The sequence below is a fragment of the Pseudomonas sp. JV241A genome (assembly GCF_900275665.1).
GTDB lineage: Bacteria > Pseudomonadota > Gammaproteobacteria > Pseudomonadales > Pseudomonadaceae > Aquipseudomonas > Aquipseudomonas wadenswilerensis.
Map to the genome: position 1 here is coordinate 214547 of NZ_OPYO01000033.1, position 21003 is coordinate 235549.

At 63.0% G+C, this 21003-nt stretch carries 14 protein-coding genes; 6 read left to right on the forward strand and 8 right to left on the reverse strand.

Annotated elements, in window-relative coordinates; translation table 11 throughout:
* Positions 1–24: 24 nt before the first annotated feature.
* The 6 genes from JV241A_RS22665 to putP form a co-directional block, all read right to left on the reverse strand.
* Positions 25–1425, reverse strand: a complete 1401-nt coding sequence (locus tag JV241A_RS22665) for a PIG-L family deacetylase (protein ID WP_134064558.1) — start codon at positions 1423–1425, stop codon at positions 25–27.
* Positions 1422–2318, reverse strand: coding sequence for an antimicrobial resistance protein Mig-14 (locus JV241A_RS22670; RefSeq protein ID WP_115089174.1), 897 nt, complete (start codon positions 2316–2318; stop codon positions 1422–1424). Before JV241A_RS22670 ends, JV241A_RS22665 begins: the two co-directional genes overlap by 4 nt.
* Complete coding sequence (locus JV241A_RS22675; protein ID WP_134064560.1) at positions 2318–3448, reverse strand: glycosyltransferase; 1131 nt, start codon at positions 3446–3448, stop codon at positions 2318–2320. Before JV241A_RS22675 ends, JV241A_RS22670 begins: the two co-directional genes overlap by 1 nt.
* Positions 3432–5189, reverse strand: a complete 1758-nt coding sequence (locus JV241A_RS22680) for a carbamoyltransferase (RefSeq protein WP_036995471.1) — start codon at positions 5187–5189, stop codon at positions 3432–3434. Before JV241A_RS22680 ends, JV241A_RS22675 begins: the two co-directional genes overlap by 17 nt.
* A 158-nt stretch (positions 5190–5347) precedes the next feature.
* A complete protein-coding gene (locus JV241A_RS22685; protein ID WP_115089178.1) occupies positions 5348–6184 on the reverse strand; it encodes a 23S rRNA (adenine(2030)-N(6))-methyltransferase RlmJ in 837 nt (278 codons plus the stop codon).
* Positions 6185–6310: 126 nt separating this feature from the next.
* Positions 6311–7795, reverse strand: coding sequence for a sodium/proline symporter PutP (putP, locus tag JV241A_RS22690; protein WP_115089180.1), 1485 nt, complete (start codon positions 7793–7795; stop codon positions 6311–6313).
* Between the two features lie 353 nt (positions 7796–8148).
* Between putP and putA the strand changes: the two genes are divergently transcribed.
* The gene (putA, locus tag JV241A_RS22695; RefSeq protein WP_134064562.1) at positions 8149–12102 is read left to right on the forward strand and encodes a trifunctional transcriptional regulator/proline dehydrogenase/L-glutamate gamma-semialdehyde dehydrogenase; all 3954 of its coding nucleotides are present in this window, start codon (positions 8149–8151) and stop codon (positions 12100–12102) included.
* A gap of 73 nt (positions 12103–12175) precedes the next feature.
* On the opposite strand, the gene JV241A_RS22700 is transcribed toward putA, so the two are convergent.
* Together JV241A_RS22700 and JV241A_RS22705 are read right to left on the reverse strand one after the other, a co-directional pair.
* Entirely contained in the window at positions 12176–12574 is a 399-nt protein-coding gene (locus JV241A_RS22700) for a hypothetical protein (protein WP_134064564.1), read from the reverse strand.
* 61 nt (positions 12575–12635) lie between these two features.
* Positions 12636–13235, reverse strand: coding sequence for a hypothetical protein (locus JV241A_RS22705; protein WP_134064566.1), 600 nt, complete (start codon positions 13233–13235; stop codon positions 12636–12638).
* A gap of 189 nt (positions 13236–13424) precedes the next feature.
* Here JV241A_RS22705 and JV241A_RS22710 point away from each other — a divergent pair, with 189 nt between their 5' ends.
* The 5 genes from JV241A_RS22710 (at position 13425) to dbpA (ending at position 20993) form a co-directional block, all read left to right on the forward strand.
* A complete protein-coding gene (locus JV241A_RS22710; RefSeq protein WP_134064568.1) occupies positions 13425–15227 on the forward strand; it encodes an acyl-CoA dehydrogenase in 1803 nt (600 codons plus the stop codon).
* A gap of 32 nt (positions 15228–15259) precedes the next feature.
* Positions 15260–16702, forward strand: coding sequence for a TldD/PmbA family protein (locus JV241A_RS22715; RefSeq protein WP_134064570.1), 1443 nt, complete (start codon positions 15260–15262; stop codon positions 16700–16702).
* Positions 16702–18033, forward strand: a complete 1332-nt coding sequence (locus tag JV241A_RS22720) for a metallopeptidase TldD-related protein (RefSeq protein ID WP_115089193.1) — start codon at positions 16702–16704, stop codon at positions 18031–18033. Before JV241A_RS22715 ends, JV241A_RS22720 begins: the two co-directional genes overlap by 1 nt.
* Positions 18034–18122: 89 nt before the next feature.
* Positions 18123–19550: a multidrug transporter subunit MdtD gene (gene mdtD, locus JV241A_RS22725; RefSeq protein WP_115089195.1), complete on the forward strand. Its 1428-nt coding sequence runs from the start codon at positions 18123–18125 to the stop codon at positions 19548–19550.
* 105 nt (positions 19551–19655) lie between these two features.
* On the forward strand, positions 19656–20993 hold the full coding sequence (dbpA, locus tag JV241A_RS22730) for an ATP-dependent RNA helicase DbpA (protein WP_233673590.1): 1338 nt from the start codon (positions 19656–19658) through the stop codon (positions 20991–20993).
* The last annotated feature ends 10 nt before the right edge of the window (positions 20994–21003 follow it).

Genomic DNA, 21003 nt, shown 5'->3' on the forward strand with positions numbered 1-21003 from the left:
GCTTTCAATCTTGCAGCGTCATGATCAGAGGTCACGACGCCAGAACAGTTCATGTCGACGCACAGCCTTGCGGAAAAACTCGTTCTCGCCATAAGGCGAAGGCCGACGCCCGGCCAGCCAGCGTTGCAACAGGCGGCGCAGGCGGCGTTTGAACGGTGCGGGCGGCTGCAGGTCATGCATCATGCCCAAGGCCATGGCCTTGTCGCATTGGGCTGGCAGGCCCAGCACCAGGCTATAGGGCGCCCAGGCCTGGGTCGCTTCGAGTTGCGGCGGCAAGGCAATACCCGCACCGCTATCGCCCATGGGCCAGCGGTCGTTGTCGTGCAAATGGTTGGCATAACACAACAGGGTTTCAGGCTGCCATTCCAGGCCCTGCAGCGCCTCAAGCACAGCAGCCTGGGCGCAGATGTGGTCCGGGTGCGGATCGAGGGTCGGGTGCGGCATCACCAGCACCTGCGGCCGGGCCTTGAGCAACAGTGCACGCAAATCGGCCAGCAGGTTGTTCCAGGTCGGCGCGCCGTCCTGGTCACCCGGCAGGGACAGCGGGTTGAACTGGCGGAACAGGCGGGTATCGACAAGCCCGGCTTCTCGCGAAGCCATTGGCTCTGCAGGCGCAGCCTGCATGGCCGGGAGCTGCAGGCAGAAGTACCCAAGCTGCACACAACGCGACTCCGGGACACCTGCCCAGCGCGGCACGGCGATGCTGTCCCAGGCCCGCAATCGGCCCTTAAGGCGCGCAGCTTCGGACTTTTCCAGACCCATTTGCTGATAGTGTTCGGCTTCGATTTCGCCGGCAGTCAAGGTCACCACCCAGGTTTCCTCAGCCTGGCTGTAGAGGCCAAACGCCGCGAGTTCGGCATCGTCGGCATGGGGTGCGATCACCATCACCCGGCGCTGGCGCAGGTCAGCGCAAGGTGCAACCCACAGCTGCGCCTCACCCATCAGTCGACAGTAGCGCCCACGCAGGCGCAGGCGCCCAGCCGTAAGCGGTTCGGCAAGCCCGGTAAGGTTCAGGTAACGAAGGCCGTTTACGCCCCGCTCGAAAGTCTGAACGTCTTCACTTCCCAGGCTTACCGCAGGATCGAGGAAACGCCCCAGCCAGCTACCCTTCAGGCGCACCTGCAGGATTAGCGTTTCGTCACCGCCCAGTTGCAGCGGCGACTGCAGGTGCACAAGGCCATCGACCAGCTCGGCCGAATGCGCCACGCAATCTGGCGGGAACTGATATTGATAGTCCTCGGCCGGAGAGTAGAACAGGTGATCGGCAAACCATGCCTCGTGGGCTACCCACAGCAGCGGCAACAACAGCAGCGGCAGCCACCACTGAACGAAAATGCCCAGGGCGAGCAGTACCAGCAGGCCGACCAGCAGCCCCAGGCGCTTGTTGCGCCGGTGGCGCTTGAGCAACTGCTGCTTGCGACTCACACCTGAAACACCGGCACGGGATTGCACCAACGGTCCTTGTACTCGCGATCGGCACGGCCGAAGGAGAAACGCAGGGGTTTGTTGCGCGCGCGGGCGTCTTCCCAGGCAGCCTGGGTATTGAGGAAGCTCAGTACGCTGCCAGGGCTGAATGCCTTGGTTTGCGGGTCGACACCACCGTTGATGTATTCAACGCTGATCCACTCCGACGCTTCGACCCGATAGACCAACTGGATGGCAATTGGTGCATCGTCAAGAAACAGCACCGACCCGATCAACAGCTCACGCAGGCGCTCGATCACCTCGGCCATGCGTTCGGCACCGGTAGCCGGGAACTCCCACCGGCGCTGGAACAGGTCGCAGTAGATTGCGGCAAGTTCAGCACTGGAGAAATCCGTGACCGGCCGTACCTGACCGCCCGCCTCTTCCAGCAAACGCAGTTCGCGGCGCTGGTTGTAACGAAACTTCTTCGACAGGTCTTCCGGCATACGCGCCATGGCCAGCGCTTCGGTCTGCGGCTTGAGATGGGCAAAACGACCCTGATTGAGCTCGGACAGATAGCGCCCGGCGTGCCGCAGCGGCGCCTGGGCATCGGCGGCGGCAGGCAGGATCAGCTCGGCGTTGCCCAGGTCATACAGGCCTTTTTTACCCTGACGCTTGAGCACATCCTTGGACAGCGCCAGGTAGCGGCCCCAGGTAGGAATCGCGGCCTTGAGCTCGCCGTCGCGCTCCCAGCCCAGGTAACGCACCGGAATCTGCGCCAGGTCAGCCAGTTGCTCCACCACCAGCGGATGAGTGGCGACACTGCCACCAAATTTTTCCCAGGCTTGGGCGTAGGCAGGCGCATCGATCTGCGTCCAGCCGCGCTCACGCCAGCCTTGAATATGGTTGAGCATCAGGCCTCCGCCGTCAGTGCACGAACGTGCGGCAGTTGCCAGAAGGCGTCGCGCACCGCGGCATCGGAGAAACGCTCACGCAGGCGTTCGAGCATGCGCCCGGCACATTCCTGGCGCTGCCCTTCGTCCAGCGCGGCCAGGTGCTGCAAGCCTTGCCCCAGGCGCTCGGCGTCGCCCAGCGGGAACAGGATGCCAACACCTTCGACCACCTCGACCGCGCCGCCACAAGCCGTGGCCAGCAGCGGCACACCGGCGACCATGGCTTCGAGCAGGACCATGCCGAACGGCTCGTGGTCGGAGCTCAAGGCGAAGGCGTCGAAGGCACGGAAGTAACGACGGGCGTCAGGTACCTGACCGAGAAAATCCACTTGCGCGGCAATTCCCAGTTCGGCGGCCTGAGCCTTGAGCGCTTGCTCAAGACGGCCTTTGCCGAGGATTGCCAGCCGAGCACCGGCCGGCAGTTGCGGCAGGGCCTGGGCAAAACCACGCAGCAAGGTGGCCTGGTCCTTGTCCGGATGCAGGCGGCCGACGTTGCCGACAATCCATGCCTGCTGATCCAGGCCCAACGCCTCGCGCGCCTGTGCGGCAGGTACCTGGCTGGACTGCAGCGCCTCGATGTCGATGCGGTTGTAGAGGGTGTGGATACGCTCGAGCGGCCACTTGGGCAGGCACTTGCGCATGTCGTCGCGCACCGCATCAGAAACACCGAGCAGGCTCAAGCGCTTGCTGAACAGGTTGGCAAACAGCTGGCGGCTACCACGCAGGTAGTCACCAAAGGCGTGGTGCACGCCGATCACCGGCAAGCGGCTGCCGAGCAAGGCGATATAGATCGGCTTGAAGCGGTGCGCGATGCAGAAGCTGAACTGGCGACTGGCGACGATCCGCCGCAATGCGCGGATCGCCCCCAGCTTCAGGCCACGGATCGCCTTGGAGCTGAACTCGAGGAAGATCACTTCGTCCGAGGCGCAGCCGGCCGCTACCTGAGGGTCGGCTGCGCCAGTCAGGAACACCGTGGTGACCTTATAGCCGCTGCCGTCGAACAGGCTGGCATACTGGCGCGCGCAGTCCAGAAACGGACCGTCATAGCCATGACAGAACTGCAGGACGCGTTTTTCAGCCCTGGACGTCATAAGTGTCCGCGCCGTCCTTGACCACCAGGATGTCTTCCATGATCAGGTACTGCAGGTCCGAGCCGAAGAACATGTTCAGCGCATCGGTCGGCGAGCAGATCATCGGCTCGCCACGACGGTTGAGCGAGGTGTTCAGCGACACGCCGTTGCCGGTCAGGGTCTCCAGCGCCTTCATCATGTCGTAGTAGCGCGGGTTGTACTCGCGCTTGAGCACCTGGGCCCGCGAGGTGCCGTCTTCGTGGACGACTTCCGGCACGCGGGTCTTCCACTCTTCGGCCACTTCGAAGGTGAAGGTCATGAACGGCGCCGGGTGATCGATCTTGATCATCTGCGGGGCAACGGTGTCGAGCATCGACGGGCAGAAAGGCCTCCAGCGCTCGCGGAACTTGATCTGGTGGTTGATGCGGTCGGCAACGCCTTCCACACTTGGGCAACCGATGATCGAGCGACCGCCGAGGGCGCGCGGACCGAACTCCATACGGCCCTGGAACCAGGCCACCGGGTTGCCGTCGACCATGATCTTGGCGATCTGCTCGGGCATGTTCTCCAGCTTGCGCCATTTCGGCTGGCTCGGGTGACGGGCACAGGCGGCGATCACGTCTTCGTTGGAGTACGCAGGGCCGAGGTAGACGTGTTCCATCTTCTCGACCGGCACACCACGGGCGTGAGACACATAGGCAGCAGCACCGACCGCAGTACCGGCGTCGCCGGAAGCCGGCTGGACGAACAGCTCCTTGAGGTCAGGACGGGCAATGATCTTCTGGTTGAGCTTGACGTTCAACGCGCAACCGCCGGCGAAGGCCAGCTTGCCAGTCTCCTTGAGGATGTCGCCCAGGTAGTGGTCGATCATCTGCAGGGCGAGCTTCTCGAACAGCGCCTGCATGCTCGCGGCGTAGTGAATGTACGGCTCGTCGGCGATGTCGCCTTCGCGTTTCGGGCCCAGCCACTCGATCAGCTTCGGCGAGAAGTAGAAGCCTTTGCCCTTCTCTTTATAACGACGCAGGCCGATGACGTTGGCGTAGTCGGTGTTGATCACCAGCTCGCCGTTCTCGAACGAGGCCAAGCGCGAGAAATCGTACTTGCTGGCATCGCCATAAGGCGCCATGCCCATGACCTTGAACTCGCCATCGAGCATTTCGAAGCCGAGGAACTCGGTGATCGCGCCATACAGGCCGCCCAGCGAGTCCGGATCGAAGAATTCCTTGATCTTGTGGATCTTGCCGTTTTCGCCGTAGCCGAAGAAGGTCGTGGCGTATTCGCCTTTACCGTCGATACCGAGGATCGCGGTCTTCTCCTTGAAGCCGGAGCAGTGGTAGGCGCTGGAGGCGTGAGCCAGGTGGTGCTCGACCGGCTCGATCTTGACCTTTTTCGGGTCGAAGCCCAGCTGCTCCAGGCACCAGACGATCTTCTTGCGGTAGCGCTTGTAGCGACGGTTGCCCATCAGGATCGCGTCAAGGGCGCGGTCCGGGGCATACCAATAACGCTTGGCGTAGTGCCAGCGTGCCTTGCCGAACAGGCTGATCGGGGCGAACGGGATCGCTACCACGTCAACGTCGGACGGTTTGATACCGGCCTGTTCCAGGCAGAACTTCGCCGATTCGTAGGGCATGCGGTTCTTTGCATGTTTATCGCGCACGAAGCGCTCTTCTTCAGCGGCGGCAATCAGCTTGCCGTCGATGTACAGGGCCGCGGAAGGGTCATGACTAAGGGCGCCGGACAGGCCAAGAATCGTCAATGCCAAGGGTCTAGCCTCTTCAATCTGTAAATATGCGCGCGGGCCGTTGGGGCGGGCGGCAGCCAAAGCGCGGGATTATAACGCAAAGCGTAGGAGCGGGCTTGCCCCGCGATTGCATACATTCAGACATACCGCATCGCGGGGCAAGCCCGCTCCTACAGCGGTTATTCGGCGATCAACCAATCCATCCGCCAGCTACCCTGGGTCTGCGCCAGCACCTGAGCCAGCCACGGCAGCAGTGCACGCAGCTCCTCTTCCAGGCCCCATGGCGGGTTGGCAATTGCCAGGCCAGAACCGTTAAGGCCCTGCGGGCTGTCCTGCGGATGCACATAGAGCTCGATCCGCAGCAGCTTCGGCGCACCGGTGCTGGTCAGGTCCTGGTAGAAACGCACCAGCTGGCGCTGATCCTTGATCGGGTACCAGATGGCTGCGACGGTCTGGCGCATGCGACTGATGGTCTCTTTCATCGCCTGGGTGCAGCGCTTGAGCTCGTCGGCCTGCTCGAACGGCGGGTCGATCAGCATCACTGCACGCTTTTCCTGCACTGGCAGCAAGGCCCGCGGTACATGCCAGCCCTCGCCCAGGTGCACGGCGACGCGCGGGTCCTTCTTCATGTTGTCCTTGAGCAGGCGGCCGTCTTCGGGGTGCTTCTCGTTGAGCAGCACACGGTCCTGCTGGCGGGCCAGGCGCCGGGCCAGCTCCGGGGAACCCGGGTAGTAGCGCAGCTCGCCGTCAGGGTTCATCTTGCGCAGGATGCGCAGGTAATCTGCGGTTACCTCCGGCAGGTCATCGCGCCCCCAGAGACGGCCGATACCTTCCAGCCACTCGCCGGTACGCGTCGCCTGGTCGCCCTGCAGGTCATAAAGCCCGAGGCCTGCGTGGGTATCGAGGTAGGCAAACGGCTGTTCCTTGCGCGACATCAAAGCGATGAGGCGGGTCAGCACAAGGTGTTTGAAGACGTCGGCGTGGTTGCCGGCGTGGAAGGCGTGACGATAGTTCATGGCAACTCCTGCAAGACCGCGCAGTTTACCTTGTCATGCGGGCGGCGTCAGGCACGGGCCGCCAAAACGACAACGACCCGGGCTCTTGCGAGGCCGGGCCGTTGTCAGGCGAAGCTCAGCAGCCGATCAGCGACCGGCCTTGAACGCCTCGTCGGCAGCTTCGAAGCGCGACACCATGCCTTTCGACGGGTTGCCGGCCCGGCTGACGAAGTAGATCGCCAGGGCGCCGAGAATGAAGCCCGGGATGATCTCGTACAGACCCCAGATAGAGAAGTGCTTCCACACCACAACGGTGATCGCACCCACCAGGATACCGGCCAGTGCGCCGTCACGGGTCATGCCTTTCCACAGGACCGAGATCAGCACCACCGGACCGAAGGCGGCACCGAAGCCTGCCCAGGCGTAGCTGACCAGGCCCAGTACGCGGTTCTCAGGGTTGGAAGCGATGAGGATGGCAACCACGGCCACCAGCAGCACCATGGCGCGACCGACCCAGACCAGCTCCAGCTGCGAGGCACCCTTGCGCAGGAAGGTCTTGTAGAAGTCTTCGGTCAGGGCGCTGGAGCACACCAGCAGCTGGCAGCTCAGGGTACTCATGACCGCCGCCAGGATGGCCGACAGCAGAACACCGGCAATCCAAGGGTTGAAGAGAATCTTGGCCAGCTCGATGAACACACGCTCGTGGTTCTCGGTGACCGGACCGGCCACTTCAGGATGCGCCGAGAAGTAGGCGATACCGAAGAAACCAACGGCGCAGGTACCCACCAGGCAGAGGATCATCCAGGTCATGGAAATGCGACGGGCTTTAGCGATCGACTTGACCGAGTCAGCGGCCATGAAGCGCGCCAGGATATGCGGCTGGCCGAAGTAGCCCAGACCCCAGCCCATCAGCGAGATAATGCCGATGAAGGTAGTGCCCTTGAGCATGTCGAAGTTGCCCGCATCCTTCAACTCGATGGCGGCAAAAGTCGTGTCAAAGCCACCGGTTGCGATCAGCACGATCACCGGAGTCAGGATCAGGGCGAAGATCATCAGTGTGGCCTGGACGGTATCGGTCCAGCTCACCGCCAGGAAGCCACCAACAAAGGTGTAGGCAATGGTCGCCGCTGCGCCAGCCCACAGCGCTGTCTCGTAGGACATGCCGAAGGTACTTTCGAACAGACGGGCGCCGGCAACGATGCCGGAGGCGCAATAGATGGTGAAGAACACCAGGATTACCACCGCGGAGATGATCCGCAGCAACCCGCTGTTGTCTTCGAAACGGCTGGAGAAGTAATCCGGCAGGGTCAGTGCATCACCGTTGTGCTCGGTCTGCACGCGCAGGCGGCCGGCGACGAACAGCCAGTTCAGGTAGGCACCGACGATCAGGCCGATGGCGATCCAGCTTTCCGACAGACCCGACATGTAGATAGCGCCCGGCAGGCCCATCAACAGCCAGCCACTCATGTCCGACGCACCGGCCGAAAGCGCGGTGACCACGCTGCCGAGGCTGCGACCGCCAAGAATGTAATCAGAAAGGTTGTTGGTAGAGCGATAGGCCATGAAGCCGATCAGCACCATTGCCGCGATGTAGATCACGAACGTGATCAAGGTTGGATTGCTTACACTCATTGTTGCGCCCTGGCGTTTGTTTTTATGTAGCGACAGCCTCAGAGGAGGTTGCACCCAGGCCGCGAATCCTATGCAACAACGCAAAGAGGGTGCAACCTGTTTTTACTTTCAAGTTGCACCTCGTCGGATTTTTTGCGTAACAGCAGTTTTTTGCTCCCTTTCGGAGCAAGAACCACCGTTACCAGAAGAAAACGCACCACAAACAGCCATTTTTGCTGTGTGGCTTTACCCTCCGGACGAGTAGCACTTATTTCCTACATATTTTGGGTTGCACTAGGTTGCACCCAAATTCGCGCACGGATAATCTTGGCGCCAGCTTAAGCCACAACCTGTGGCAATAATGAGGATAAGAAATGGCGACGACCACCCTTGGGGTCAAACTCGACGACCCTACCCGTGAGCGACTCAAAGCAGCTGCGACGTCCATCGACCGCACGCCGCACTGGTTGATCAAGCAAGCGATCTTCAATTACCTGGAGAAGCTCGAGGGTGGCGCCACCCTGACCGAACTCAACGGTCAGCCAGGCATTCATGCCGACGATGCCGGCGAAGTCCAGGCCGACCACGCCCACCAGTGCTTCCTCGAGTTCGCCGAGAGCATCCTGCCGCAATCGGTACTGCGCTCGGCCATCACCGCCGCCTACCGCCGCCCCGAGCCGGAAGTGGTGCCGATGCTGCTGGAGCAGGCACGCCTGCCGGCCGCCATGGCCGAAGCCACCAACAAGCTGGCCGCCGGCATCGCCGAAAAACTGCGTAACCAGAAGAGCGCTGGCGGCCGTGCCGGCATTGTTCAGGGCCTGCTGCAGGAATTTTCCCTGTCGTCCCAAGAAGGCGTGGCGCTGATGTGCCTGGCCGAAGCGCTGCTGCGCATCCCCGATAAAGGCACTCGCGACGCCCTGATCCGCGACAAGATCAGTACCGGCAACTGGCAGCCGCACCTGGGCAACAGCCCGTCGCTGTTCGTCAACGCTGCCACCTGGGGCCTGCTGCTGACCGGCAAGCTGGTCTCGACCCACAATGAATCCGGCCTCACCTCTTCGCTCAGCCGCATCATCGGCAAGAGCGGCGAGCCGATGATCCGCAAGGGCGTCGACATGGCCATGCGCCTGATGGGCGAGCAGTTCGTGACCGGCGAAACCATCGCCGAGGCCCTGGCCAACGCCAGCAAGTTCGAAGCCAAAGGCTTCCGTTACTCCTACGACATGCTCGGTGAAGCCGCTCTGACCGAACATGACGCACAGAAGTACCTGGCGTCCTACGAGCAGGCCATCCACTCGATCGGCAAGGCCTCCCACGGCCGCGGCATCTATGAAGGCCCGGGCATCTCGATCAAGCTCTCGGCCCTGCACCCACGCTACAGCCGCGCCCAGTACGAGCGCGTCATGGAAGAGCTGTACCCGCGCCTGCTGTCGCTGACCCTACTGGCCAAGCAATACGACATCGGCCTGAACATCGACGCCGAAGAAGCCGACCGCCTGGAGCTGTCGCTGGACCTGCTCGAGCGCCTGTGCTTCGAGCCGCAACTGACCGGCTGGAACGGTATCGGTTTCGTTATCCAGGCGTACCAGAAGCGCTGCCCGTATGTAATCGACTACGTCATCGACCTGGCCCGCCGCAGCCGCCATCGCCTGATGATCCGCCTGGTAAAAGGCGCCTACTGGGACAGCGAGATCAAGCGCGCCCAGGTCGAAGGCCTGGAAGGCTACCCGGTCTACACCCGCAAGGTGTACACCGACGTTTCCTACATTGCTTGCGCACGCAAACTGCTGTCGGTGCCAGAAGTCATCTACCCGCAGTTCGCCACCCACAACGCTCACACCCTGTCGGCCATCTACCACATTGCGGGTCAGAACTATTACCCGGGCCAGTACGAGTTCCAGTGCCTGCACGGCATGGGCGAGCCGCTGTACGAACAGGTTGTCGGCAAGGTCGCCGATGGCAAGCTGAACCGTCCGTGCCGCGTGTACGCACCAGTCGGCACCCATGAAACCCTGCTGGCCTACCTGGTTCGCCGCCTGCTGGAAAACGGCGCCAACACCTCGTTCGTCAACCGTATTGCCGACCAGTCGATCTCGATCCAGGAACTGGTCGCCGACCCGGTCGCCACCATCGAGCAGATGGCCACCCAGGAAGGCAACTTCGGCCTGCCGCACCCACGCATTCCGCTGCCGCGCGACCTGTATGGCGCCGAGCGGGCCAACTCCGCCGGTATCGACCTGGCCAACGAACACCGTCTGGCTTCGCTGTCCTGCGCCCTGCTGGCCACTGCCCACAATGACTGGAAAGCCGCGCCGATGCTCGGTTGCGCTTCGAGTAACGAGGCAGCGGCACCGGTATTGAACCCGTCCGATCTGCGCGATGTGGTCGGTCATGTTCAGGAAGCCACCGTTACCGACGTCGACAACGCCATCCAGTGCGCCCTCAACGCCGCGCCGATCTGGCAGGCCACCCCGCCAGCCGAACGCGCGGCGATCCTGGAACGTGCCGCCGACCTGATGGAAGCCGAGATCCAGCCGCTGATGGGCCTGCTTGCCCGTGAAGCCGGCAAGACCTTCGCCAACGCCATTGCCGAAGTGCGTGAAGCAGTCGACTTCCTGCGCTACTACGCCGTGCAGGCACGTAACGATTTCAGCAATGACGCCCACCGCCCACTGGGTCCGGTGGTGTGCATCAGCCCATGGAACTTCCCGCTGGCGATCTTCAGCGGCCAGGTTGCCGCTGCGCTTGCCGCTGGCAACCCGGTGCTGGCCAAGCCGGCCGAACAAACGCCGCTGGTCGCAGCCCAGGCCGTGCGCCTGCTGCTCGAAGCCGGTATCCCGGAAGGCGTGGTGCAACTGCTGCCAGGCCGCGGTGAAACCGTCGGCGCCCGTCTGGTCGGTGATGATCGGGTCAAAGGCGTAATGTTCACCGGTTCCACCGAAGTTGCGCGCCTGCTGCAACGCAACATCGCCGGCCGCCTGGATGCCCAGGGCCGCCCGATCCCGCTGATCGCCGAAACCGGTGGCCAGAACGCGATGATCGTCGACTCCTCGGCGCTCACCGAACAAGTGGTCATCGACGTAGTGTCGTCGGCCTTCGACAGCGCCGGTCAGCGTTGCTCGGCACTGCGCGTACTGTGCCTGCAGGAAGATTCCGCCGACCGCGTCATCGAAATGCTCAAGGGCGCCATGGCTGAAAGTCGTCTGGGTAACCCCGAGCGCCTGGCCGTGGACATTGGCCCGGTGATCGACGCCGAAGCCAAGACGGGTATCGAGAAGCACATCCAGGGTATGCGCGACAAAGGCCGTACCGTGTACCAGATGGCAATCGCCGATGGTGAAGAGATCAAGCGCGGCACCTTCGTGATGCCAACCCTGATCGAACTGGAAAGCTTCGACGAGCTGCAACGCGAGATCTTCGGCCCGGTACTGCACGTGGTGCGCTACAACCGCAAGAACCTCGACCAGCTGATCGAGCAGATCAACGCGTCCGGTTACGGCCTGACCCTGGGTGTGCACACCCGGATCGACGAAACCATTGCCAAGGTCATCGACAACGTCAACGCCGGTAACGTCTACGTCAACCGCAACATCGTCGGTGCCGTGGTCGGCGTACAGCCGTTCGGTGGTGAAGGCCTGTCGGGTACCGGCCCGAAAGCCGGTGGCCCGCTGTACCTGTACCGCCTGCTGTCGACCCGTCCGGCCGGCGCCATCGAGCAGTCGTTCCAGCGCACCGACGGCGAAAACGCCCCGGACACCCGCCTGCGCGACAGCCTGAGCAAACCGCTGCAAGCCCTCAAAGCCTGGGCGGCGAGCAATCAGCTGAACGACCTGAGCGGCTTGTGCGAACAGTTCGCCCAGCAATCGCAAAGCGGTATCAGCCGCCTGCTGGCGGGCCCGACTGGCGAGCGCAACAGCTACACCATCCTGCCGCGCGAGCACGTGCTGTGCCTGGCCGAGGTCGAAGCTGACCTGCTGACCCAGTTGGCCGCGGTCCTGGCCGTAGGTAGCTCGGCTGTCTGGCCGGAAGGCGAGTTGAGCAAGACCCTGCGCAATCGTCTGCCGAAGGAAGTGCAAGCGCGCATCCAGCTGGTGGCCGACTGGAACAAGGACGAAGTGGTGTTCGACGCCGTCCTCCATCACGGCGACTCCGACCAACTGCGCGCCGTGTGCGAGCAGGTGGCCAAGCGCGCCGGTGCCATCGTCGGTGTTCACGGCCTGTCGTCGGGTGAAACCGCGATTGCCCTGGAGCGCCTGGTGATCGAGCGCGCGCTGAGCGTCAACACCGCAGCTGCCGGTGGCAACGCGAGCCTGATGACTATCGGCTGATAGCCTGCGGCACCTCTATCGCGGGTCAAGCCCGCTCCTATAACGTAGGAGCAGGCTTGGCCCGCGATGCTTTCTAGCCCAGAAATTTCGCACGCTGATGATGTAACAGCCACCACAGGCTACCCGCCTTCACGACCTCGGAAGCAATGACCAAAACAAGCATGAGCCAGAGGCTGTAGGCTGGCGACAGCTTTGCCCATACCAATAGAATCGAAATGGACGGCACCATGAACATCAGCCGAAATGGAATCTGTAACAAACCGAGATAAACCCCCGACTTCCGCCCCGCCAACAACAGCAAACAGCTGACAATGATCGACAGATGCAAGGTGAAGCTCATATCCGCGAGCCACTTGGCGAAAATGCCATGATCCTGAAGCAACCCGATCATGTTTTGGGCGTCGGTGTAATAGAGGATCTGACCTCTACGAAGACTGCCCTGGACATACAAGACAATAAAAAATGCATCCATCCCACCCCACCAATATCGGGTTATAAGTGGGAGCTGATTCATAGGCTGACGACTGGAGGCCTCAGGCATCAGCAAACGTCACGATGAAAAGCCCCGCCAGCAAAACCACGAGAAAAGACACCAGTACTACCCAAACCAGGATTCCAACCGACATCCATGCCCAGTTCAGGAGTGACAACCGGGAATTTGACTGGCCTTTCGGGTCGCCCACGCAGGTATTTATCGCCCCCTGAATTCTGGCCACCACCCAAAGTATCAAGACATCCATAGCCAATACCGCACTCAACAAAGGCAGCGGCGCCAGCTCCATCATCTGATTTGCCCACAACGAGAGCGCTGTCAGCAGGATCAAGGCGCATACCAACCAGAACGGCGACCACCTGTAGCTTCGACCAGACAGGTGCAATTGCCCATCGACCCTGCTCAGCAGGCTGTAAAGAAACAGAATGCCGAAGATGCTTCTTACCAGCGGCAAGACTCGCTCCCCGGTTTCCCGCCGGTAGAGCGCCCAGCTTTGGTAATGGCAAAAAGCCCAATAAAGACCAAAGGTGAACAGGTTCATCACAATCATCTTTCTGATCGATACGACGAAGAACATTGGCCCGCTGACTGGGGTATCAGGGAGGTCAGGGCTCATCGAAGCGGTGCTGTTAGTGGTCATGGCTACGGCCTTCGGTAATGGGCCGACCATCTAAGCCTGCTCGTGCATCACAGATCTGCCCTCTGGCTCCGAAACAAGGGTACGAACATTCCCAAACGCCTTGTGCCCTGCCATCACCCGCATCTATTTCGCTGTGCAGTAGCAACGTCACTACCTAGACTCGGCCCATCCCCAGACAGGAATGCCGCCATGTCCGAGACTCTGCTCAGCGCCCGCAACCTGGCCTTCGAACTCTACGAAGTGCTCGACGCCGAGGCCCTGACCCAACGCCCGCGCTTTACCGAGCACAACCGCGAAACCTTCGACGCCGCCCTGGCCACCGCGCGGACCATCGCCGAAAAGTACTTCGCCCCGCACAACCGCAAAGGCGATGAGCACGAGCCGCGTTTTGAAAATGGCGAAGCCGTGTTGATTCCCGAGGTTAAGCCTGCGGTGGATGCCTTCCTTGAGGCCGGCTTTCTCAATGCCTGCCGTGACTTCGAAGCCGGTGGCATGCAGTTGCCGACCCTGCTGTCGCAAGCCTGCTTCGCCCACTTCCAGGCCGCCAACGCCGGGACCACGGCCTACCCGTTCCTGACCATGGGCGCCGCCAACCTGATTGAAAGCTTTGGCAGCGACGAGCAGAAACGCCTGTTCCTGCAGCCGATGATCGAAGGCCGTTTCTTCGGCACCATGGCCCTCACCGAGCCGCACGCCGGTTCGTCCCTGGCCGATATCCGCACCCGCGCCGAACCGGCTGGCGATGGCAGCTATCGGCTGCGCGGCAACAAGATTTTCATTTCCGCCGGCGACCATCCACTGTCGGAAAACATCGTGCATATGGTCCTGGCCAAGCTGCCGGATGCGTCGCCCGGGGTGAAGGGCATTTCGCTGTTTATCGTGCCCAAGTTCCTGGTCAATGCCGACGGTAGCCTGGGCCCGCGCAACGATGTACTGCTGGCCGGTCTGTTCCACAAGATGGGTTGGCGCGGCACTACCTCGACAGCGCTGAACTTCGGCGACAACGGTCAGTGCGTCGGTTATCTGCTGGGCAAGCCGCACCAGGGGCTGGCCTGCATGTTCCAGATGATGAACGAGGCGCGCATCGGCGTCGGCATGGGCGCGGTGATGCTCGGTTATGCCGGCTACCTGTATTCGTTGGAGTACGCCCGTCAGCGGCCGCAGGGACGCCTGCCAGACAACAAGGATCCGGCCACCGCCGCCGTGCCGATCATCAGCCACAGCGATGTGAAACGCATGCTGCTGACCCAGAAGGCCTACGTCGAAGGCGCCTTCGACCTGGGCCTGTACGCGGCGCGGCTGTTTGATGACACTCAGAGCGGCGGGAGCGAAGCGGTTCGCCAACAGGCCCAGGAACTGCTCGACCTGCTGACGCCGATCGTCAAATCCTGGCCTTCGGAGTTTTGCCTGAAGGCCAACGAGCTGGCCATCCAGATTCTTGGCGGCCATGGTTACACCCGCGAGTACCCGGTCGAACAGTACTACCGCGACAACCGCCTGAATCCCATTCACGAAGGCACCCACGGTATCCAGTCGCTGGACCTGCTCGGGCGCAAACTGGCACAGAACGGTGGTGCCGGGCTCAAGCAACTGGTCCGCCTGATCGCCACGACTTGCGAGCAAGCCCACCAACACAGCAGCCTGGATCGCCTGCGGGTACCGCTGGAGCAGTTGCTCAACCGCCTGCAGGAAGTGACCCTGGGCCTGCTCGCTGATCTGGCCCAGGGTCAGGTCAACACTGCCCTGGCCAACTCGGCGCTGTACCTCAAGGCCTTCGGCCACTGCGTGATCGGCTGGCGCTGGCTGGAGCAGGCGGTCCGTGCCGAACAGGGTCTGGCCCGCGGCAACCCGGCCGATCGCGACTTCTACCTGGGCAAATTGCAGGCGGCGCGTTATTTCCTGACCTGGGAAGTGCCGGGCTGCCATAATGAGCTGGCATTGCTCGCGGCCCGTGACGATACCTGCCTGAGCATGCACGACGAGTGGTTCTGAGGGGGAACCACCGCGCACACGGAGGTTCCCGCATGTTCGAGTTGACCGCATTGCTGCGTCAGCGCTTCGCCGCCCTGCGCAGCAGTGGCGAATTTTTCTCCCTGCGTTATGTGCAGCAGAGCCAGCAGCACCTGTCGGTGCGCAAGAATATCGCCGAGCCGCCGTTCCTCGGCCGCGACGAAGGCGCAATGCTCACCGTGCGCCTCAATGGCGTGGAAACCTACGCGGCCACCGCCGACCTGTCGCAATCCGGCTTGCAACGCGCTCTGGAGCAGGCTGAGGCACTGGCCCGGCAGATCGCCGGGCGCGCCCTGCTCGACCTGCGCGAACAACCGGTGGCCACCGGCCGCTCCGACTACTGCTCACCCAACCTCGAGCAAGCTTTCCCGTCTCTGGGCGACTGCTACGCCCTGCTCGCCCAAGAGTCGGCCAGCGTGCCGAATGACAGCCGCCTGGTGAACTGGCAGGCCAGCCTTGGCGTCAGCAACATCGAGCAGATCTACCTGAACACCGCCGGCGCCGAACTGCGCCAGGCCCAGCGTTTTATCTACCCAGGCTTCAGCACCACCGCCTTCGACGGTCAGGACAGCCAGACCCGCACCCTGGGCCGGGACAACTTCGGCCAGCAGGGCGGCCTGGACGTGATTGAGCGTTGCGGCCTGGTCGGTGCCGGGGCCAAGGTCGCTGACCAGGCCCTGCAACTGCTGCTGGCGCCGAACACCCCGAGCGGTGTGCGCGACCTGCTGCTGATGCCCGACCAGATGATGCTGCAGATCCATGAATCCATCGGCCACCCGCTGGAAATGGACCGCATCCTCGGCGACGAGCGCAATTACGCCGGCACCAGTTTCGTCAAGGCCAGCGACTTCGGCAGCCTGCAATACGGCTCTAAACTGCTCAACGTAACCTTCGATCCGTCGATCCGCGAGGAGCTCGCCAGCTACAGCCATGACGATGACGGCAGCGCCGCGCACAAGCAGTACCTGATCAAGGACGGCCTGCTGATTCGCCCGTTGGGTGGCGCCCTGTCGCAGTTCCGCTCAGGCCTTGAAGGGGTGGCCAACAGCCGCGCCTGCGGCTGGAACCGCGCGCCAATCGACCGCATGGCCAACCTCAACATCGAGCCGGGGGACAAGACCCTTGAGCAACTGATCGGCGGCATCGAGCAGGGCATCCTCATGCGTACCAACCGCTCATGGTCGATCGACGATGCGCGCAACAAGTTCCAGTTCGGTTGCGAGTGGGGTCAGTTGATCGAAAACGGCGAGCTCAAGGGTGTGGTCAAGAACCCCAATTACCGCGGGATCTCCGCACAGTTCTGGAGCAACCTCAGCGCCGTCGGTGACGCCAGCACCTTGCAGGTACTGGGTACACCGAACTGCGGCAAGGGCGAGCCGAACCAGGTGGTACGGGTAGGCCACGCCTCTCCCGCCTGCATATTCAGCCAGATCGACGTATTCGGAGGAGACGCCTGATGGCTGCCAATCCACTGCAAAGCTTCCAGCACTTGGTCGCCAGCCTGCGCGACGCAGTACGCGCCCCCGAGCATTTCACCCTCAGCTACAGCGGCGAACACTCGCAGTTCATCCGTTTCAACCACGCCAAGGTACGCCAGGCCGGTGAAGTGCAACAGGCCAGTTGCGTGCTCAAGCTGATCGCCGACGGGCGTCAGGCCGAGTTGCAGTTCACCCTCGGCAACGACGCCGAAGTCGACCAACTGCGCTTGCAACAGGCTCTGGAGCAACTACGCCAGACCCTGCCGCTGCTCGAACCCGACCCTTACCTGCAACTCAACGACAGCGCCTGGCAAAGCCATAGCGTGCAGGATCAACCGCTGCCTGACAGCGCCGAGGTACTGGCGCAGATCGAGCAAGGCGCGGGTGATCTGGACCTGGTTGGCATCTACGCCGCGGGCCCGATCTGCCGGGGCTTCGCCAGCTCGTTCGGGGCCTTTGGCTGGCACCAGGCCAACAGCTTCAACTTCGACTGGAGCTTGTTCCACAGCAACGGCGAGGCGGTCAAAGCCAACTATGCCGGGCAAACCTGGGACCACGAGGCCTTCGCCGCGCGCCTGCAGCAGACCCGCGAGCAACTGGACTACCTCGGCCGCCCGCTGAAAAAGCTCGCCCCCGGCCAGTACCGCGCCTACCTGGCACCGGCGGCGCTGGACGAAATCATGGGCATGCTCTGCTGGGGGGGCTTCTCGGCCCAGGCCATCGCCACCAAGAACAGCCCGCTGCAACGCCTGTACAGCGGCGATGCCAGCCTGAGCCCGTTGACCAGCATTGCCGAGCAGGTCAGCGGTTCGCTGAGCCCGTCGTTCTCTGACGAAGGCTTGCTGCGCAGCGACTTGCGCCTGATCGATCAGGGCCAGGCCCTTGACCGGCTGATCTGCGCCCGCAGCGCCGCCGAGTTCGAACTGGCGGCCAACGGTGCCGATAGCTATGAGTCGCCGTGCGCCCTGAGCATGGCGCCGGGTTTGCTTGCGCACAGCGAAATCCTCGCCCGCCTGGGCACCGGCCTGTACATCAGCAACCTCTGGTACCTGAACTACTCGGACCTGCCCGCCGCGCGCATGACCGGCCTGACCCGCTTTGCCACCTTCTGGGTCGAGAACGGCGAGATCCAGGCGCCGGTGAGCACCATGCGCTTTGACGACAGCGTCTACAGCTTGCTGGGGTCGCAGCTGGAAGCGTTGACCGCAGAGCGCGAGTTGATTCTGTCGACCAGCACCTACGGGCAGCGCCAGACCAGTTCGAGCCATTTGCCGGGAGCTTTGGTCAAACGCCTGACGTTGACACTGTGATTAGCCTTTCGCGGGGCAAGCCCGCTCCTACGATCCGGTAGGAGCGGGCTTGCCCCGCGAAGAGGCCCTAAAGGACTACACGCAAACCCATGCCCAACCGCGCCCCGCTGGACCCGACCACCGCCCGCTGGATCCCCTGGGTAGTGGCCATCGCCTTCTTCATGCAGTCGCTCGACGGCACCATCCTCAACACCGCCCTGCCGGCCATGGCCCGCGACCTGGCCGAGGACCCGCTGCGCATGCAGTCGGTGATCATCGCCTACATGCTCACCGTGGCCCTGCTGATCCCGGCTTCAGGCTGGATCGCCGACCGCTTCGGTACCAAACGCATCTTCTTTGGCGCGATCCTGCTGTTCAGCCTCGGTTCACTGCTCTGCGCCCTGGCCAGCAGCCTCGGCATGCTGGTGGCGGCGCGGGTGATCCAGGGCCTGGGCGGGGCATTGATGCTGCCGGTCGGGCGCTTGGTCGTACTGCGCGCTTACCCGCGTTCGGAGCTGGTGCGGATCATGAGCTTCATCACCATCCCCGGTCTGCTCGGCCCACTGCTGGGCCCGACCATGGGTGGCTGGCTGGTGGAGATTCTCAGCTGGCACTGGATCTTCCTGCTCAACCTGCCCGTTGGCGCCATCGGCTGTTATGCGGTGTGGAAGTTCATCCCCGACCTGCGCGGCTCGGAACGTACCCGCTTCGACGGCATCGGCTTCGTGCTGTTCGGCGCGGCGATGGTACTGATCACCATTGCCATGGAAGGCCTGGGCGAGCTGCATTTGCCGCACCTGCGGGTGATGCTGCTGCTGTTCGCCGGCATGGCCTGCCTGGCCGCCTACTGGCTACGTGCGGGTAGCATCGACAACCCGCTGTTTTCGCCAAAACTGTTCCACACCCGGACCTTTTCGGTGGGCATCCTCGGCAACCTGTTCGCCCGCCTGGGCAGCGGCGCGCTGCCGTTTCTGGTGCCGCTGTTGCTGCAGGTGGCGCTGGGCTATTCACCGTCCCAGGCCGGCATGAGCATGATCCCGCTGGCCGCTGCAGCGATGGTCGCCAAGTCGATTGCCCGGCCGCTGATCGAGCGCTTTGGCTACCGCAACATTCTCACCGGCAACACCCTGCTGCTAGGCCTGCTGCTGGCCAGCCTGGGACTGGTCGACGAGCAGACGCCTTACGCCCTGTTGCTGTTGCAGTTGGGCCTGCTGGGCGCGGTCAACTCGATGCAGTTCACGGCGATGAACACCGTGACCCTGATCGATCTGGACGACAACAACGCCAGCAGTGGCAACAGCCTGCTGTCGGTGGTCGCGCAATTGTCGCTGAGCCTCGGCGTGGCCTGCGCCGGCGCCCTGCTTGGCGGCTTTACCGCAGCGGGCAGCGCCGAGGGCGTGGAGAGTACCCTCGGGGCGTTCCAGCTGACCTTCGTGACCATCGGCCTGATGGCCATGCTGGCGGCGGCGATCTTCATGCAGCTGTCCAGGGCTGACGGAAGGCGTGCCCCTCGTCCGGAACCGGAGATCGAGCCTTAGGGCTAAAGGCCATGAGGCTGGTACACTGCGCGACATTTTGTTTTGCAGGCCAGTCTCGTGACCACCATTGCCACCGCCTTCGCCACTTTGCCGCTGTCCGCCGCCATGCTGGCCAACCTGGACGCCCTCGGCTACGCCCAGATGACCCCGATCCAGGCCCAGAGCCTGCCGGTGATGCTCAAGGGCATGGACCTGATCGCCCAGGCCAAGACCGGCAGCGGCAAGACTGCCGCCTTCGGCATCGGCCTGCTCAACCCGCTCAACCCGCGCTACTTCGGTTGCCAGGCGCTGGTGCTGTGCCCGACCCGCGAGCTGGCCGACCAGGTGGCCAAAGAACTGCGCCGCCTGGCCCGCAGCGAAGACAACATCAAGATCCTCACCCTGTGCGGTGGCGTGTCCCTCGGCCCGCAGATCGCCTCGCTGGAGCACGGCGCGCACATCATCGTCGGCACCCCGGGCCGCGTGCAGCAGCACCTGAGCAAGGGCACCCTGGTGCTCGATGGCCTCAACACCCTGGTGCTCGATGAAGCCGACCGCATGCTCGACATGGGCTTCTACGACGCCATCGCCGACATCATCGGCCAGACCCCGAAGCGTCGCCAGACCCTGCTGTTCTCCGCCACCTACCCAGCCGGCATCAAGCAGCTGGCCTCGGCCTTCATGCGCGACCCGCAGACCGTCAAGGTCGAGTCGCAGCACGCCGACAGCCAGATCGAGCAGCGCTTCTACGAGATCAACCCGGACCAGCGCATGGAAGCGGTGAGCAAGCTGCTCGACCATTTCCGTCCGCAGTCGTGCGTGGCGTTCTGCTTCACCAAGCAGCAGTGCCAGGAGCTGGTCGAGCACCTGCAGGCCAAGGGCATTGCCGCCCAGGCCCTGCATGGCGACCTGGAGCAGCGCGACCGTGACCAGGTCCTTACCCTGTTCGCCAACCGCAGCCTGTCGGTGCTGGTGGCCACCGATGTCGCCGCACGCGGCCTGGATATCGATGCCCTGGATATGGTCATCAACGTCGAGCTGGCCCGCGATGCCGAGATCCACGTACACCGCGTCGGCCGTACCGGCCGGGCTGGCGAGAAGGGCCTGGCGGTGAGCCTGGTGGCCCCGGCTGAAGGTCATCGCGCCCAGGCCATCGAAGACATGCAGAAGGCCGCCCTGCGCTGGGAACAGCTGGACAGCCTCAAGGCCCAGAATGGTGCACCGCTGCTGCCGACCATGAGCACCCTGTGCATTGCTGCCGGGCGCAAGGACAAGCTGCGCCCTGGCGATATCCTCGGTGCCTTGACCGGTGACGCCGGGTTGCCGGGCACGCAGGTCGGCAAGATTGCCATTTTTGATTTCCAGGCATTTGTCGCCGTCGAGCGGGCGGTGGCCAAGCAGGCGCTGCAGCGGCTCAACAGCGGCAAGATCAAGGGGCGGTCGTTGCGGGTGCGGATCGTCTAATTACCTTTTC